Below are 14954 nucleotides of genomic sequence, written 5' to 3' on the forward strand. Positions count from 1 at the left end.
AAGTGTAGTCTTTTTATTTGGAGTGCATAGAATGGATAGAGCCCTGTATCTAGCAATGAGTGGTGGTAAGCAAATCATGCAAGCCCAAACCATTCGCGCCAACAACCTTGCAAACGTTAATACAACAGGTTTTAGAGCTGATTTCGAGCAAGCTCGTGCTATGCCTGTGTATGGTGATCACTATGCAAGCCGTGTCTATTCTATGACAGAAAACCCAGCTACCCGTTATGAGTCTGGTGCCTTAATTCAAACAGACAGATCCCTTGATATTGCTATGAAAGATAGCGGCTTTATTGCTGTGCTTGATGCGCAGGGAAGCGAAGCTTATACACGTTCTGGTGATTTGCAGATTACTGCTAATGGGCAGTTAGTGAATGGCAGTGGTTTGCCTATTATGGGAGCGAGAGGGCCAATCTTTTTGCCGCCTATTGATAAAATATCCATTGGGGAAGACGGCACTATATCAATTATCCCAGAAGGTGGAACCGCCTCAGAAGTGGCGACTATTGGCCAGATCAAATTAGTTAACCCAGACACTCAATTAATTGAAAAAGGGCCTGATGGCTTGTTAAGAGCGAGAAACGGTGCGCTGTTGGAACAAGATTTTAATACAGAGCTTAAGTCTGGTTTTCTTGAAAGTAGTAATGTCAGTGCGGTGGAAGAGTTGACCAAGATTATGGGGCTTTCTCGCCAATTTGAAATGAATATTAAAGTAATGGATACGGTGCGAAACAATGGTAATGCATCGGCGCGTATTTTGCAGAGAAACGCATAATAGTATTTTTATAATAAGTATCGAATTTTTTAAGAGAGTTTAATATGCATCCAGCATTATGGGTAAGTAAGACAGGTCTTTCTGCAATGGATAAGCAGTTGTCTGTTATTTCAAACAACTTAGCAAACGTCTCTACTACAGGTTTTAAGAAAGATAGAGCAGTATTTGAAGATTTGCTTTATCACACAGTACAGCAGCCAGGTGGCTTGCAATCTCAAAATACCCAGCTGCCTTCGGGTCTTCAAATGGGGGCTGGTGTAAGGGTGTCAGCAACGCAAAAGAACTTTGCTGAAGGTGACTATAATGTCACAGACAGAGACTTGGATGTTGCTATTCAAGGGCAAGGCTTTTTTCAAATCTTAATGCCAGATGGCAATATGGGTTATACCCGAGATGGTCAATTTCAGTTGAATTCAGAAGGTAGCTTAGTGACTTCCTCTGGTTTCTTGGTTGAGCCGCAGATAACTATTCCTCAAGATGCTTCCTCAGTGACTATTGGTGATGATGGTACTGTTTCTATCGTAAGACAGGGTTCTGCAGATAGTGAAGGTGTGGGGCAGCTAACCCTAGCTGGTTTTATTAACCCTGAAGGTTTGTCTTCAATCGGTCAAAACCTTTTTGTTGAAACAGCAGCCAGCGGTGCACCTATTGTTGATGTGCCTGGGACATCTGCTTTGGGTAATGTTAGACAAAATATGGTGGAAACATCGAACGTTAACTCAGTTGAGGAATTGGTTAATCTGATTACCGCTCAACGTGGTTACGAAATGAACTCAAAAGTTGTCTCAGCAGCAGATGGCATGATGAGTTTCGTTATTCAGCAGCTTTAGGTTTATTGATATGGCTATGGTCCGGTTTACGCTTTTATTGGCTCTGTTTCTTACTGGTTGTGCTTCATGGGAGCCGGAAGAAACAGCAGAAGAGGTTGTTGAAGAGCCTGCTGTTGAAGAAGTGGTAGAAGAGGAAGCACCTGTAGAAGAGGTGATTGAAGGGGAACCTGAGAAAGTCTTCGAACCTGCGCCTGAGCATGCTTATGTGCCTGAAGAAAGTGACCCTTTTAATGCGCCAGATATGAACTATGGACCAAGATCTGATGATCCCTATTATGCGCCTGTTATTAAATATGAAGCTCAGCCTTCACAGAATGTGAATGGTGGTATCTATAAAGTAGGGATGGGTGATGTCTTCTTTGGTAGTCAAACTGCCTCTCGTGTTGGTGATATTTTAACGATTAACTTGAGTGAAACAACCAGCTCTAGTAAATCTAATGATGCCTCTTTGACTAAGTCGTCATCTGCTCAAGTTCAAAACCCTAGGGTTGTTGGTACTGAGGTGAATATTGATTCAGTCTTGCCGGATGGTGGGACCAACTTTGCCGGTAGTGCCGGTGCTAATCAGAGTAATAGTTTAAATGGCACTATCACTGTGACCGTGTATGATGTTTATCCAAATGGTGTGTTGGCGGTTCGAGGTGAGAAGTGGGTGACCTTGAATCGAGGTGATGAATATATACGATTAACAGGTATTATTCGTAAACAAGATATTAAGCCAAATAATACAATCGACTCTGCTCGTGTTGCTGATGCTCGTATTACTTATTCAGGTTCTGGTGAAATTGCCTCTGGTAGTGAGCAAGGTTGGGTAACTCGTCTATTGAATCGTGGTGTTGTACCGAATTAATTTGAAACCTGTTGGATTGATGACAATGAAATATTGCTTATTAATATGTGCTTTTTTTATCTCGATGATGGCGAATGCCGATCGACTAAAAGATATTTCATCTGTTGAGGGCGTGCGAGATAACCAATTGTTTGGTTATGGTTTGGTTATTGGGTTAAATGGAACAGGCGATAATAGTAACTTTACGGATCAAAGTTTCACAGGTATGTTGGCTCAGTTTGGTATTGTTATGCCGGAAGGGATTAACGCTAATTCTCAGAATGTTGCTGCCGTGTCTTTAACGGCAACCCTGCCTCCTTTCTCTAAGCCTGGTCAAAAAATTGATATCACTGCTTCCTCTATTGGCAGTGCCAGTAGTCTTCAAGGTGGAACTTTATTGTTATCTACTCTGAAAGGTGCTGATGGCCAAGTTTATGCGATAGCACAAGGTAATTTGGTTGTTGGTGGTCTGGGGAGTCAAGGTAATGATGGCTCAAGAACTTCTTTAAATATTCCAACCGTCGGGCGTATTCCCAATGGTGCCAGTGTTGAAAGGACTGTGCCTAATAGTTTTAATCGTGGTGATACGCTGACATTTAATTTGAATCGACCTGATTTCACAACAGCGAAACAAGTTTCGGATAGTATTAATGCCTTGCTAGGTCCAGGCGTTGCAAAAACACTAGATGCAACATCGATTCGTGTGTCAGCGCCAAGAGATCCAAGCCAAAGAGTTACCTTTCTATCTATTTTAGAGAATTTAGAAGTTGAGCTAGGTGAGGAGAGAGCTAAAATTGTTATTAACTCTCGAACGGGTACGATTATTATCGGTCAGCATGTGAAGGTTTCTCCTGCTGCTGTTACTCATGGCAGCCTAACAGTAACGATAAAAGCTCAAGCGGCTCCTGCTGTTCAAGGCGAGCCACTTACGGGTGGTGAAACTATTTATGCACCACGACAAGAGATTGCGGTGAATGAAGATAGTGGGCATATGTTTTTATTTGGCCCTGGTGCCTCATTGAATGATATTGTGCGTGCGGTTAATCAGGTTGGGGCGGCGCCTGGTGATGTGATGGCTATTCTTGAAGGCTTAAAGCAAGCTGGCGCAATTAATGCTGATTTGGTGGTTATCTAAGGCTAAAAAATTATTTATGATAGGATCATAATTATGCTGTTTGCTTGGATCTTGATATGAATAACGTTAGTTCAAATGAGTTTTACGCCGATTTTAATGCTTTGGCAAAATTGAAAACGAGTGCGAAACAAGATCCGGAAGCCGCATTAAAGAAAGTTGCTCAAGAATTTGAGTCTATTTTTATTAATATGATGCTTAAGAATATGCGTCAAGCCAATGAAACCATTGGTTCTGATTTATTCTCTAGTAATGAGTCAAAGCAATATCAAGAAATGCTTGATTCTCAGATGGCTCAGTCTTTGTCTAAAGCTGGCGGTATGGGGATAGCAGATGCTCTTATTCGACAGTTTCAAGGACAAGGCGCTGCAACAGGCGCTAAACCTGGCTCCGAAACTGCTTTTTTAAATCAAGTCGCCACTCAAGACCTTGCACGTATTCAAGTGCTTGCTAAAAACGCTTCTCAAGATCTTATTTCTCAAGCTCAATCGGCTGCTGCGGATGAGGATATCGACCTCGCAAAAATAGTTGAGACTCTACAGTTAGATTTAAATGCGAAGCAAACAGGTCAAACTGCTGAACAAGTGGCTTTCAAATCACCTGAAGAATTTATTCAAACGCTTTGGCCTCATGCTAAAGCCGCTGCTGAAAAGTTGGGGGTGAACCCTAAGGCAATTTTAGCGCAAGCTGCTTTAGAGACTGGTTGGGGTAAATATCCAATTGCTAAGCAAGATGGAAGTGCAAGCTATAACCTTTTTGGTATTAAAGCAGATGCAAGATGGCAAGGAGAAAGGGCTGTCGTGACTACGCTAGAATATGAGAATGGTGTTGCTAAAAAGCAAGTCGCTCCTTTTAGAGCTTATCAGTCATTTGCTCATAGCTTTGATGATTACGCTGATTTTTTAACGTCAAGTGATAGGTACAAAGGTGCCCTTTCTGCCGGAGATGATGTGGCAAGCTTTGCCGCAAATTTACAGCAAGGGGGTTATGCGACAGATCCTAAGTACAGTGAGAAAATACAGGGTATCGCTAAAAGCGAGTGGTTAGAGTCCCTCTAGCGCTTTTTTTCTCATATCTTCAAATTTGGTCAAGTTTTTGCATCCTAAGTCGATATATTAAATAAATGAAGGCTTTTTAGCTTTCGTATTGTTCTGACTTAGGGGTATTAAAATGGCTGGCGACCTTTATTCGATTGGCTTATCTGGTGTGTTGGCAAGCTCTGCCCAGATTGTGACAACCGGTCAAAACACTGCCAACGTCAATACAGAAGGTTATAACCGACAAACCACGAGTTTATCGACTCAGCAAAATGGTGGTGTTGAAGTTGGTTCGACTAAGCGAGTTGTTGACGAATTTGTTAATACCCAGTTAAGAAGCGATACCTCAAACTACAATTATTTCGATAGCTATTATCAGCAAGGTGCAATTGCTGATGAGATCTTTTCTGATAAAGCGACCTCTCTTAATACCTATTTAAACAATGCATTTGACTCTTTGCAGTCAGTTAATAGTGACCCTACCAATACGGGTACTCGAAAAATTGCTTATACAGATTTGAAGAACCTTGTTAGCCACTTCAATGAGCTGGCAAGCTTTTCTCAAGATCAAACGTCATTGGTGAACGAGCAGCTTACCTCTAATATCGATATTATTAATGAATATGCTAATCAGATTGCTGACCTTAATGGCAAGATCCTTGTACAAGAAACGGTTGGTGGATCTAAAGCAAATGAACTTAGGGATACCCAAGAAGATATCGCTCGTCAGATTAGTGAATATCTCGATATTAAAATTAGTTTTGATGAAAATGATTTAATGGAGTTGCAGCTTGGAGGCGGGCAGCCTTTGGTGCTGCAAACCAGCGTCAATAAACTTAGCCTCTCTCCAAGTGAGTACGATTCTACTACTTATGAATTAGTTTTGGACTTTGAGGATTATGAGTTAGGGATAGATACAACCGATTTAGGTGGCTCAATTGGTGGCTTGATGAATTACCGCGCTGACTTTCTCGAAGAGTTAGATAGGCAGCTAGGTCAGCAGGCGATTGTTATTTCTGACAGTGTTAATCAGCAAAACCGTTTAGGTCTAGATGCTAATGGTGATTATGGTAAGCGCATATTTGATCTTGCTGATATTACTGTTAGTCAAAGTGGAAAGAATTCAAGTTTGATTCATGAAGTTGATGTTAGGGTTGAAGAAGGTAAAGCATCAGAGCTTTCAACAGATACTTATGAACTTATCATGACATCAAATAATGCTTTTGAATTAAGAAGCTTTGGAGTCTCTGGTGAATCGACTGCGCCAGCAAGGTTTTTCGATTTAGATCAAATGGAAAAGACACCTGACGGGTATTTTTCGATTCCTGGAATAGGAATAGAGTTAAAATTAGAAGAAGATGTCAAAGTAGGTTTCAGGCCTGGTGATACCTTTCAGTTTGCACCAACAAGCTTAGCTGCCGCTAATATCTCTTTGGCATCAACTAGTGGTGATGATTTGGCAATGAATGCGCCGATACAGGTAGAGAGAAGTGCTGATAACTTATCTGATGCCAAAATTTCTATATCGTCTGTATCTAATACAGATGCCGATACCTCTGCTTTTAGTGCTGATGGTGATTTGTATCGGTTTGCACCACAAGGCATTCGATTTACCAGTGAAAACAGCTTTGATGTCTTGGATCAGGATGGTCTGATTCTAGCTCAGGTTGCGGATGCTAAAAACTATACAGACTTGTTAGCTCAGGCCGGATTAGATGAGTCAGGCTATGATGTCTCCTTATCTAGTAAGCCTACCGCAGGAGATGTCTTTAATATCTCTTTCAACCAATCTGGTCGACATGATAACTATAATGGGCGCGCCATAGCTGACTTACAAAATAAAGCCTTGGTTGGTGGTAGTCAAAGTTTTGCCGATGCCTACACTTCAACCGTGGCAAGGGTAGGTAATTTAACCAATACAGCTAAGACAAATATGGAATCAAGTGAAGTCATGATGGAGCAAAGTATTGCACGTCGTGACGAAGTGTCTGCCGTTAGTTTAGATGAGGAGGCAGTGAACTTGATTCGTTATCAAAACTCATATGCAGCTTCTTCTCAGGTGATATCGGCGGCTGAAAAAAGTTTCCAAACCCTTTTAAATTCGATTAGGTAAATGATATGCGAGTTTCAAATAATTTTATCTATAACCAATCGTTAACTGACTTAACTAAGTCGAATGAAAGGTATTTGCAGACCCAGAGACGTATTTCTGAAAATACCGACATTATGACGGCCAGTGATGACCCTGTGGGTGCTGCTCAAGTCATGCGCTATGAAGCAGTGAACTTATTGTTGGATCAGTACTCTGAAAATGCCGTAATGGCAAAAAACAGCCTTGAATATGAAGAGGTTGTACTGGACGGTCTGACTGACCTCTTTAACCGTGCCAATATACTTTTGATTCAAGCAGAGAATGGCGCATACGGGGATCAAGATTTAGGTGCGATTTCTGAAGAGTTACAAATGCTGACTTTAGCCGCAGCTGATTTAATGAACTCAACAGATTCAGATGGCAATCATATCTTTTCTGGGCATGAATCAACACGTTCTGCCTTTGAGTTAAAGCCAGATGGTCGTTATGAGTTTGAAGGTGATGAAGGCCGTAAAAAATTACAGATCTCAGATAATGTGACAGTGACTGGGGCTGATTCAGGCAAAACCGTTTTCGAAGATGTTTGGACGCGAAATAATTTTACTTATACCCAATTAGCGGGTGAAACGAGTGTAAGAACAGAGATAAAAGATCAAAGTGTTTACGATGATTTTTTGCAAAAAAACTACAGTGCGATTGACCCAACGCAAAATGTTTTTGTCTTCGCTACTGTGCCAGGCGCTGGAGCAGGTATTGGGGATACATTCACTCTAACTAACTCTGTTGGTGAGGTTGTTGCCAGTGGTGCATTTGAGTCTGGGCGTCCGATTAATGTATTTGGTATGGAGCTAACTCTAGAGGGTGCTGCTGGTACAACGGGGGTGGTGACTTTTGATAAGCCTGAGCGTGACAATATCCTTAATGAGATGAATAAAACACTTAAGGTTTTATTGGACCCAGATACAGATTTTTATCAAAGAAAAAGTGCTTTGCGTGATGCAACAGTAAGTTTGCGAAATACTATGAACTCTGTAGATACTGCTCGCTCTGAGGTTGGTGCTAACCTGAACACCATTGCCCAAGTCGGTTCCTACGGGGAAATGAAGTCAATTTCTAATCGTGTTGCCCAAGATGAGATTGCTGGTTTAGATATTGCGGAAGCTGCATCTGAGCTAGCACAAGAAGAGGCTGCTATAAGTTCTTCTCAGAAGCTCTTTAACCGATTATCTAACTTATCTTTGTTTGACACCATGTAAGAAAGAAATAGTGCCTTATGAAAAAATTTGATGTTGAACGCTTATTTGGCGTAGATATTAGCTTTAGCTATTTTGATATCGATAAAATTATCGAGGTGTTAGGGCTTAAAACGGAAGTAAGTTATTCATCAAAAGTTAAAAAAATTGCTAAACAACAAGGGAGTAAGCATAGAATCGTTGCCATAGTAAAAAGGCAAATGGTTCTCGATTTTGTTAAGCCGGCTCTTGCTTCCGGACTGCTTCCTTATGATCCCTACTTTTACGATAAGAATATTATCGCTAATCCAAAAGATCGACTCTATGACGCACAGGAAAGGTTGTTGGAAGTCTGCCTGTCTGTTGCTGTTGGTAAGTCTGTAAAAAGTTTACGTAAGCTTGATGGTCGCTATGACTCCCGTGATGTCAGAACCCGCTATGAAAAAGGTCAAAGCGCCTTTAAATACTTTCGCAATATTCTTAATGACTATACCCGAGACTATATTCTAGATTTTAAAGAAGGGCGTTTGGGGGAGAGTGGTGAAGAGTCTGATGCAGGTAAGCCAATCAAAGAAACAGAAAGTGATATGCCTGCTTACAATGAAGAGGCTGTCGTTTCTGAAAAGAAACCAGAAGCTACCTTGTCGTTAAGGCAAAGATCGCTCATGGCAAGGGCTGTTAAAAAGACTAAAACTGTGAGTGTGGCGGATGAGATTAAAGATGCCTTGCCTTTATATGAAGAGGCTATGGCTATCCTATTATCTCAAGAGGCGCCATTCAAACAAGGAAAAGCCTTTGATGAGAAGGTTTTAGTTGAGCTAATCGATAAGCTAATTGCTTCTTACGATAGAAATCCGAGTGCACTTTTGTGTGTGAGGTTTGTGCGTTCACCTGATACTTACCTTGTGAAACACCTAATAGGGTGCTGTATTCTGGCAATACACTTTGCTAAAAGTTTAAAGATGTCTGATGCCTATGTTAAAGCCATTGCGCTTGGTGGTTTGTTATTTGATTATGGTCGCTTTAAATTACCAGAGCCTATGGTGAATAAGGCGGGTAAGCTTTCTGAGTCAGAGTTTGAGATGTTTAAAAAGCATATCAGTTTTGGTTTACGGGCAGTTAAGGCATCAGATTGGTTAGTAAAAATAGTGTATCAAATGCTTGAAGATCATCATGAAAAAATTGATGGTACTGGTTACCCTGAGGGGAAAATTGGTGAGGAAATCTCTGTCTATGGAAAAATGGCAGCCATTATCGATGCCTATGATGCTATGACATCGACCCAGTCCCATAAAAGCCCTATGAGTCCAGCGCAAGCTTGTAAAAGAATCACGGATGAAGCTGGTCTAGCCTTTGATGCCGATTTAACTAAACGCTTTGTTCAATGCGTTGGTCGTATTCCAATTGGTACCTGTGTTGAATTGTCGAACGGACGAATTGGTTTTGTTTTGACGTTGAATAAGGCGTTAACACCAAAATTGGTTAGACAAATCTATTTGGCTAAACAAAAAACAAGCATGGCACCTCAAGATATTGATTTAGAAGTCACGGCAGGTGATGTATCTATTAAAAGAATTGTTGATGCACAATTAATTAATATAAAAATGGAAGATTATCTATTTGTATAATCTTCTCTAATTCTCTAATTCTCTAATTCTCTAATTCTCTAATTCTCTAATTCTCTAATTCTCTAATTCTCTAATTCTCTAATTCTCTAATTCTCTAATTCTCTAATTCTCTAATTCTCTAATTCTCTAACTCTCTAATTCTCTAATTCTTTTCTTTTTTATTTAAATAAGTGGTTGTTAATATAATATTTAATTCTTGCTTTTTATAAGTTGGGGTCGTGCTGATAAAAAATAAATCAATTATAAGTTATTGATTTTATTTGATTTAATTATTTTGTTTGAAAATATTTAATAAAAAGTTAAAGGTTTTCTATATTCGATCGATAAGTTATATCCTCAAAATAAATTAAAAGATCAAAATAAAAAAAGTTATAAAAAAAATTAAAGTAAGTTTTCATGTCGTCGATAACTATTGTATCAAGCAAACAACCAAATAATTAAATAACACTAATGGTTGTTGAGTGAAAATCTTGTTTTAGGAGAGAAAACAATGGCACTTTATGTAAATACTAATACAACGTCATTATACGCTCAGCGTCAATTAGGTAATTCTGGTGACGTGTTAGATAAATCTTTCGAGCGTTTGGCTTCTGGTCAACGAATTAACAGCGCAGCAGATGATGCGGCGGGTCTTCAAATCTCGAACCGTTTAACATCTCAGACAAATGGTCTAAACCAGGCGATGCGAAATGCAAACGATGGTATTTCCCTAGCACAAACTGCTGAAGGTGCGATGGACGAAACAACTAACATGTTGCAACGTATGCGTACTCTAGCTATCCAGTCTGCCAACGGTTCCAATACAGATGATGACCGTTTGGCTATTCAGCAAGAGATTGCTCAGCTAGCAACAGAGATTGACCGTGTTGCTGATACAACAACCTTTGGTGGACAAAACTTACTTGATGGTAGTTATGCTTCTGGTAGTTTCCAAGTAGGTGCTGACGCAAGCCAAACAATTAGTTTCTCACTTGCAAGTGGCGGTACTAACAATAGTGTTGATATTTCTGCTGTAGGTGGTTTTAACGTTCAGGGTTTATCGACTGCTGCTGGTACAACCATTATTACTTCATTAACAGCATCTGTTTCTTCTGTTGCGAATGCGCAAAGTATGATTGAAATGCTGGGTAGCATGATTGCTGCGGTTGATACTAAGCGTGCGGAGCTTGGTGCGGTACAAAACCGATTCTCTTCTACCATTAGTAACTTGGGTAACATCAAAGAGAATGTTGAAGGCGCACGTTCACGAATTCGTGATGCGGACTTCGCGGAAGAAACTGCGACCATGACAAGTAATCAAATTCTGCAACAAGCTAGTACAACTATCTTGTCGCAAGCAAACCAAAGACCACAATCAGCGATGTCCCTACTAGGGGGTTAATAAATCGCGGTCACAAGATCACGTTTAAAATTTAGTTAGGCTGCTCTGCGAAGGGCTTATCAACTAGAGGTTAATTGGTGAAGGTTGATAAGTAAGCGAAATTGCTTTTAGCTTTTTGGCGAAAGTTAAAGGGATTTACTAAAGGCTTCTTTTGAAGAAGTGATTGGCAAGCCATTAGTTTTCTAATGGCATAAAAAAGCGGCTGATCAGGCCGCTCTACGAAGGACTTTCAAATGCCGGAGGCAAGAGGTTTGGCGATGGCACTTGAAAATTTCGCTTCTCTCTCCTAGAAGTGATTTCAGCCAAACATTCGAAGTGTTTGGCTTTTTTTTGTGAGATTGGCAGTCCCACAACATATCTATAGCAATACCTGTGCCAACCTTTCTGTTCGATTAATAAAGTATAAAAAAGCACCAGATTTGAAAAAAATGGACAAATCCTCCTATATAAAAAATATTTTCTTTATTTTTTATCATTAAAAATCTATCTAACTTGTTGAAATAACAAGTGAATAAGGATTTTTATTGCCGCTTTCTATGCCTTTTTTTTCCGCCTTAAGGAAAAAAGTATCTTTTTTATCTAAAGCTTTTGTTTTTTGGGCCGAAAACAAATTTAAGAGGTTTTACGATTATTGGAATCGTGTTTGGCGACACGCATTCAATATCGGAAAAAAGCGTTTACCTGGCAGGTAAACAATTAGGCGAAACTAGGAGGCTATAATGTCTGTATATGTAAATACAAATACGACTTCTTTGTATGCTCAGCGTCAGTTATCCACTTCAGGTAATAACTTGGATACAACTTTTGAACGTTTAGCATCTGGTAAGCGTATCAATAGTGCGGCAGACGATGCTGCTGGCTTGCAAATCTCTAACCGTTTGACTTCTCAGACAAATGGTTTGAACCAATCTATTCGAAATGCTAACGATGGTATTTCTTTGGCGCAAACTGCTGAAGGGGCGATGGACGAAACAACAAACATGTTGCAACGTATGCGTACCTTGGCAATTCAGTCAGCAAACGGTTCTAACACCGATGATGACCGATTAGCGCTACAACAAGAGATCTCTGCACTAACAACTGAGATTGACCGTGTTGCTTCTGATACTACCTTCGGTGGTCAGAACCTACTTGACGGTTCTTATTCATCAGGTGTTTTCCAGGTTGGTGCTGATTCACAGCAAACAATCAGTTTCTCCCTAGCTACTGCTGGTGTAAGCAACAGTGTTGATGTTTCTGGTCTTGGTGGATTTAGTGTACAAGGTCTTTCATCTGCAGCGGGTACAACCGTTGTTACTTCTGCTACTGCATCTATTTCATCTGTTGCCAATGCGCAAAGTATGATTGAAATGCTAGGTAGTATGATTGCTGCTGTCGATACTAAGCGTGCGGAGCTTGGTGCGGTTCAAAACCGTTTCAGTTCTACTATTAGTAACTTGGGTAACATCAAAGAGAATGTTGAAGGCGCGAAATCACGTATTGCTGATGCCGACTTCGCTAAAGAAACTGCTGAATTGACAAGTAATCAAATTTTGCAACAAGCAAGTACGACTATTCTGTCTCAAGCAAACCAAAGACCGCAAACTGCATTATCGCTTTTAGGCTAATTCAGTGCGTGATAAAAGCTGGGGGCTACCTCAGCTTTTTGGGTTTTGGAGGGTGCTATCATGGCAATAGGTTCGAGTGATTTATTAAAAAGCTCAATGGATCTTGGTGTTGGCCAACAGCTTCAACACTCGAGGGCAGAGAGTTTTGCGCAAGAAAAAACGCGAGAAACGAAAACTGTAACATCTCTTCGTGAAGGCCAGAACGTTCAAGCTGATGCTAGATACATGCAAAGGGACGTAAACGAAAAAAAGGAAAAAGTAGACTTTCAGCAGCTAATGGACTCAACTAAGAGTATGGCGCAGTTAAATATTAAGCTTTCTTTTGATGTTTCAAGTGCAAACAAAGATAATGTTGTTAAAGTGCTTGATCAAGAAACGGGAGAGGTCGTCAGACAAATACCGACAGAAGAGTTTGTTGAAATGTCTGAACGTATTCAAGCGTTATTAAGTGAATTGGGTGATATCAAAGGCGCGTTAGTGAATCGAGAGGTTTAGCAACTTTGACTTAAATTTAGGGGCAGTATATGAGTGTGGGAGCCTTAGGAACAGGTTCTGGTATGGATTTGGAATCTCTTGTGAGTGGCTTAGTTAGTTCTCAAAGAGATTCTAAAATTGCAGCTTATGAGCAAAAAATATCAGATTTGTCGGTTGAGCTTTCTGCTGTTGGTTCAGCGGAGTCAGTGGCGTTTTCCTTTCATGAAGCCGTTAAAAAAGTTAATGACCCTCGTTTATTTAATAGCCGTATTGCCGATATTGAGCAACCAAGTACGGGCGATGCTGTTGCAATAGAAGCAAGTGGTCGAGCTCGAAATGGTCAATACAATGTTGGTGTAAATCAGGTCGCATCCGGAAGTCGGATGGAGTTGTTACCTAATGTGTTTGAATCTCCCGATGAAGTTTTAACTGCATTGGGTGGTACTATGACATTTGCTGCAGGTAATGAGTCTTTTACCATCAACCTAGAAGGTGGTACGACACTGGCAGAATTGTCAGGCATCATTGCTCAAGCTGAAAAGAATTTTGGTGTTTCCGCTAGTATTATTGATACTGGTGAGGGTGATGTTCGCCTTATTATCGAATCTGATAAGACGGGTGATGGTAACGACCTTACTATTTCAAGTTACGAAAAAACTTTAGTCGATATCATGGGGACAGATACCCGCTATGATTTCGCGACACTTCCGCAAAAATACACAGACTTGCTTAAATCAACTAAGAATAATTTAAGCATGGTTCCTGATAACCTTATTTCAACTCAGTTCTCTCAAAACGGCATCATTAATGTTGATGGTGTTGAAATACAGGGTGAAAACAATACTTTTGATAAAGCCGTTCAAGGCCTAGAAATTGAAGCCTTGAATAAAACAGAGGGGCAGGTCGCAGCATCTATCTCGACCGACTCTGAAACCATCAAAGAATCGATTAGAACCTTAACCGATTCCTATAATAAGATGGTATCCACCTTTAATGATCTTACGCAAATGGGCGGAACATTACAGGGAAATAGTCTACTCCGAAATCTTGAGTCTTCTTTAGTTACTACCTTAGGTAGAACTTTTGAAGGTGATGGTGAATTTAGAACTATGTTCGATTTAGGCCTAGAAGTTGAAAGAAATGGCTTAATTAAAGTCGACAGTTATAAATTAGATAACGCAATTAGTTCAGGTTTTAGAAATTTTGCCGATATGTTTACTGGAGAGCGTGGAATTGCAAAAGCTTTTGATGAGCTGATGCAACCTTATATGGGTGCAAGTGGACTATTTCGCAGTACTGAAGACTCTATCCAGTCTCAAATTACCTCTAATGATGAATCTAGAGAGGCATTTGATCTTAGGATGGAGCAATATGAAAAAACATTGCGTAAACAATATTCTTCACTTGATAGCTCGATCGCTGAAATGAATGCCAGTGGCGCCTACTTACGTAGTCAACTGGCGGGATTAGAATAGAAGACTAGAAGAATTGGAGTTAATGTATGTACGTAAACAAGGGTATTCAGGCTTATAAAAAAGATTCTTTAAAGTCTGACCTTGCCGGAGCCGACCCGCACCGTATTATACAGCTGTTGATGCAGGGGGCGCTTGAAAGGCTTGCCCTTGCTAAAGGTTGTATTGAAAGACGCGACTTGGAAGGAAAGGCAAACGTATTAACTCGAGCGATTGAAATTATTAACGCCCTCAAAGACTCTCTTGATCGCTCATATAACCCTGAGCTTGCAGATAACCTTGATTCCCTCTATGACTACATGACATTCAGAATTACTGAAGCAAGCTCTAAACTTGATAACAGTATTATTGATGAAGTTATGGGTTTGATGCTGCAAATTAAAGGTGCTTGGGATCAAATCTCAGAATTAGATAAGCAAGAAGCTTATATGGAAAAAGAGAATGAGCGATTAGGTAACGGTTAAA

At 40.3% G+C, this 14954-nt stretch carries 13 protein-coding genes; all 13 read left to right on the forward strand.

The annotated features are described in order from the left end of the window. Positions 1 to 31 precede the first annotated feature (31 nt). Complete coding sequence (locus tag OA91_RS13670; protein WP_063338876.1) at positions 32 to 775, forward strand: flagellar basal body rod protein FlgF; 744 nt, start codon at positions 32 to 34, stop codon at positions 773 to 775. Between the two features lie 44 nt (positions 776 to 819). Next, positions 820 to 1605 carry a flagellar basal-body rod protein FlgG gene (gene flgG, locus OA91_RS13675; RefSeq protein WP_046016587.1) on the forward strand — a complete coding sequence of 262 codons (786 nt, stop codon included), beginning with the start codon at positions 820 to 822 and terminating at the stop codon, positions 1603 to 1605. A gap of 10 nt (positions 1606 to 1615) precedes the next feature. Continuing rightward, positions 1616 to 2455, forward strand: a complete 840-nt coding sequence (locus tag OA91_RS13680) for a flagellar basal body L-ring protein FlgH (protein ID WP_052702007.1) — start codon at positions 1616 to 1618, stop codon at positions 2453 to 2455. A gap of 25 nt (positions 2456 to 2480) precedes the next feature. Beyond that, entirely contained in the window at positions 2481 to 3569 is a 1089-nt protein-coding gene (locus OA91_RS13685) for a flagellar basal body P-ring protein FlgI (RefSeq protein ID WP_046016586.1), read from the forward strand. Positions 3570 to 3625: 56 nt separating this feature from the next. Further along, complete coding sequence (flgJ, locus tag OA91_RS13690; protein WP_063338877.1) at positions 3626 to 4624, forward strand: flagellar assembly peptidoglycan hydrolase FlgJ; 999 nt, start codon at positions 3626 to 3628, stop codon at positions 4622 to 4624. A 112-nt stretch (positions 4625 to 4736) separates the two neighbouring features. Further along, positions 4737 to 6716 carry a flagellar hook-associated protein FlgK gene (gene flgK, locus OA91_RS13695; protein WP_063338878.1) on the forward strand — a complete coding sequence of 660 codons (1980 nt, stop codon included), beginning with the start codon at positions 4737 to 4739 and terminating at the stop codon, positions 6714 to 6716. Between the two features lie 5 nt (positions 6717 to 6721). Next, positions 6722 to 7951, forward strand: a complete 1230-nt coding sequence (flgL, locus tag OA91_RS13700; protein ID WP_063338879.1) for a flagellar hook-associated protein FlgL — start codon at positions 6722 to 6724, stop codon at positions 7949 to 7951. 17 nt (positions 7952 to 7968) lie between these two features. Continuing rightward, positions 7969 to 9555: an HD-GYP domain-containing protein gene (locus tag OA91_RS13705; RefSeq protein ID WP_063338880.1), complete on the forward strand. Its 1587-nt coding sequence runs from the start codon at positions 7969 to 7971 to the stop codon at positions 9553 to 9555. Between the two features lie 490 nt (positions 9556 to 10045). Next, a complete protein-coding gene (locus OA91_RS13710) occupies positions 10046 to 10936 on the forward strand; it encodes a flagellin N-terminal helical domain-containing protein (protein ID WP_063338881.1) in 891 nt (296 codons plus the stop codon). Between the two features lie 719 nt (positions 10937 to 11655). Next, complete coding sequence (locus tag OA91_RS13715) at positions 11656 to 12543, forward strand: flagellin N-terminal helical domain-containing protein (protein ID WP_046016580.1); 888 nt, start codon at positions 11656 to 11658, stop codon at positions 12541 to 12543. A 60-nt stretch (positions 12544 to 12603) separates the two neighbouring features. Continuing rightward, entirely contained in the window at positions 12604 to 13038 is a 435-nt protein-coding gene (locus OA91_RS13720) for a flagellar protein FlaG (protein ID WP_063338882.1), read from the forward strand. Between the two features lie 29 nt (positions 13039 to 13067). Continuing rightward, positions 13068 to 14492, forward strand: a complete 1425-nt coding sequence (gene fliD, locus OA91_RS13725; RefSeq protein WP_046016578.1) for a flagellar filament capping protein FliD — start codon at positions 13068 to 13070, stop codon at positions 14490 to 14492. Between the two features lie 26 nt (positions 14493 to 14518). Then, positions 14519 to 14953 carry a flagellar export chaperone FliS gene (gene fliS / locus OA91_RS13730; protein WP_046016577.1) on the forward strand — a complete coding sequence of 145 codons (435 nt, stop codon included), beginning with the start codon at positions 14519 to 14521 and terminating at the stop codon, positions 14951 to 14953. Position 14954 lies beyond the last annotated feature (1 nt).

Source organism: Marinomonas sp. SBI8L (genome assembly GCF_001624705.1).
GTDB lineage: Bacteria > Pseudomonadota > Gammaproteobacteria > Pseudomonadales > Marinomonadaceae > Marinomonas.

Excerpts from the sequence above, each read along its gene's own strand:
- OA91_RS13705 (WP_063338880.1), top strand. The coding sequence starts at position 7,969 with ATGAAAAAATTTGATGTTGAACGCTTATTTGGCGTAGATATTAGCTTT.
- OA91_RS13710 (WP_063338881.1), top strand. The coding sequence starts at position 10,046 with ATGGCACTTTATGTAAATACTAATACAACGTCATTATACGCTCAGCGT.
- fliD (WP_046016578.1), top strand. The coding sequence starts at position 13,068 with ATGAGTGTGGGAGCCTTAGGAACAGGTTCTGGTATGGATTTGGAATCT.
- flgG (WP_046016587.1), top strand. The coding sequence starts at position 820 with ATGCATCCAGCATTATGGGTAAGTAAGACAGGTCTTTCTGCAATGGAT.
- OA91_RS13720 (WP_063338882.1), top strand. The coding sequence starts at position 12,604 with ATGGCAATAGGTTCGAGTGATTTATTAAAAAGCTCAATGGATCTTGGT.
- OA91_RS13715 (WP_046016580.1), top strand. The coding sequence starts at position 11,656 with ATGTCTGTATATGTAAATACAAATACGACTTCTTTGTATGCTCAGCGT.
- fliS (WP_046016577.1), top strand. The coding sequence starts at position 14,519 with ATGTACGTAAACAAGGGTATTCAGGCTTATAAAAAAGATTCTTTAAAG.
- flgJ (WP_063338877.1), top strand. The coding sequence starts at position 3,626 with ATGAATAACGTTAGTTCAAATGAGTTTTACGCCGATTTTAATGCTTTG.
- OA91_RS13670 (WP_063338876.1), top strand. The coding sequence starts at position 32 with ATGGATAGAGCCCTGTATCTAGCAATGAGTGGTGGTAAGCAAATCATG.
- flgL (WP_063338879.1), top strand. The coding sequence starts at position 6,722 with ATGCGAGTTTCAAATAATTTTATCTATAACCAATCGTTAACTGACTTA.
- OA91_RS13680 (WP_052702007.1), top strand. The coding sequence starts at position 1,616 with ATGGCTATGGTCCGGTTTACGCTTTTATTGGCTCTGTTTCTTACTGGT.
- OA91_RS13685 (WP_046016586.1), top strand. The coding sequence starts at position 2,481 with ATGAAATATTGCTTATTAATATGTGCTTTTTTTATCTCGATGATGGCG.
- flgK (WP_063338878.1), top strand. The coding sequence starts at position 4,737 with ATGGCTGGCGACCTTTATTCGATTGGCTTATCTGGTGTGTTGGCAAGC.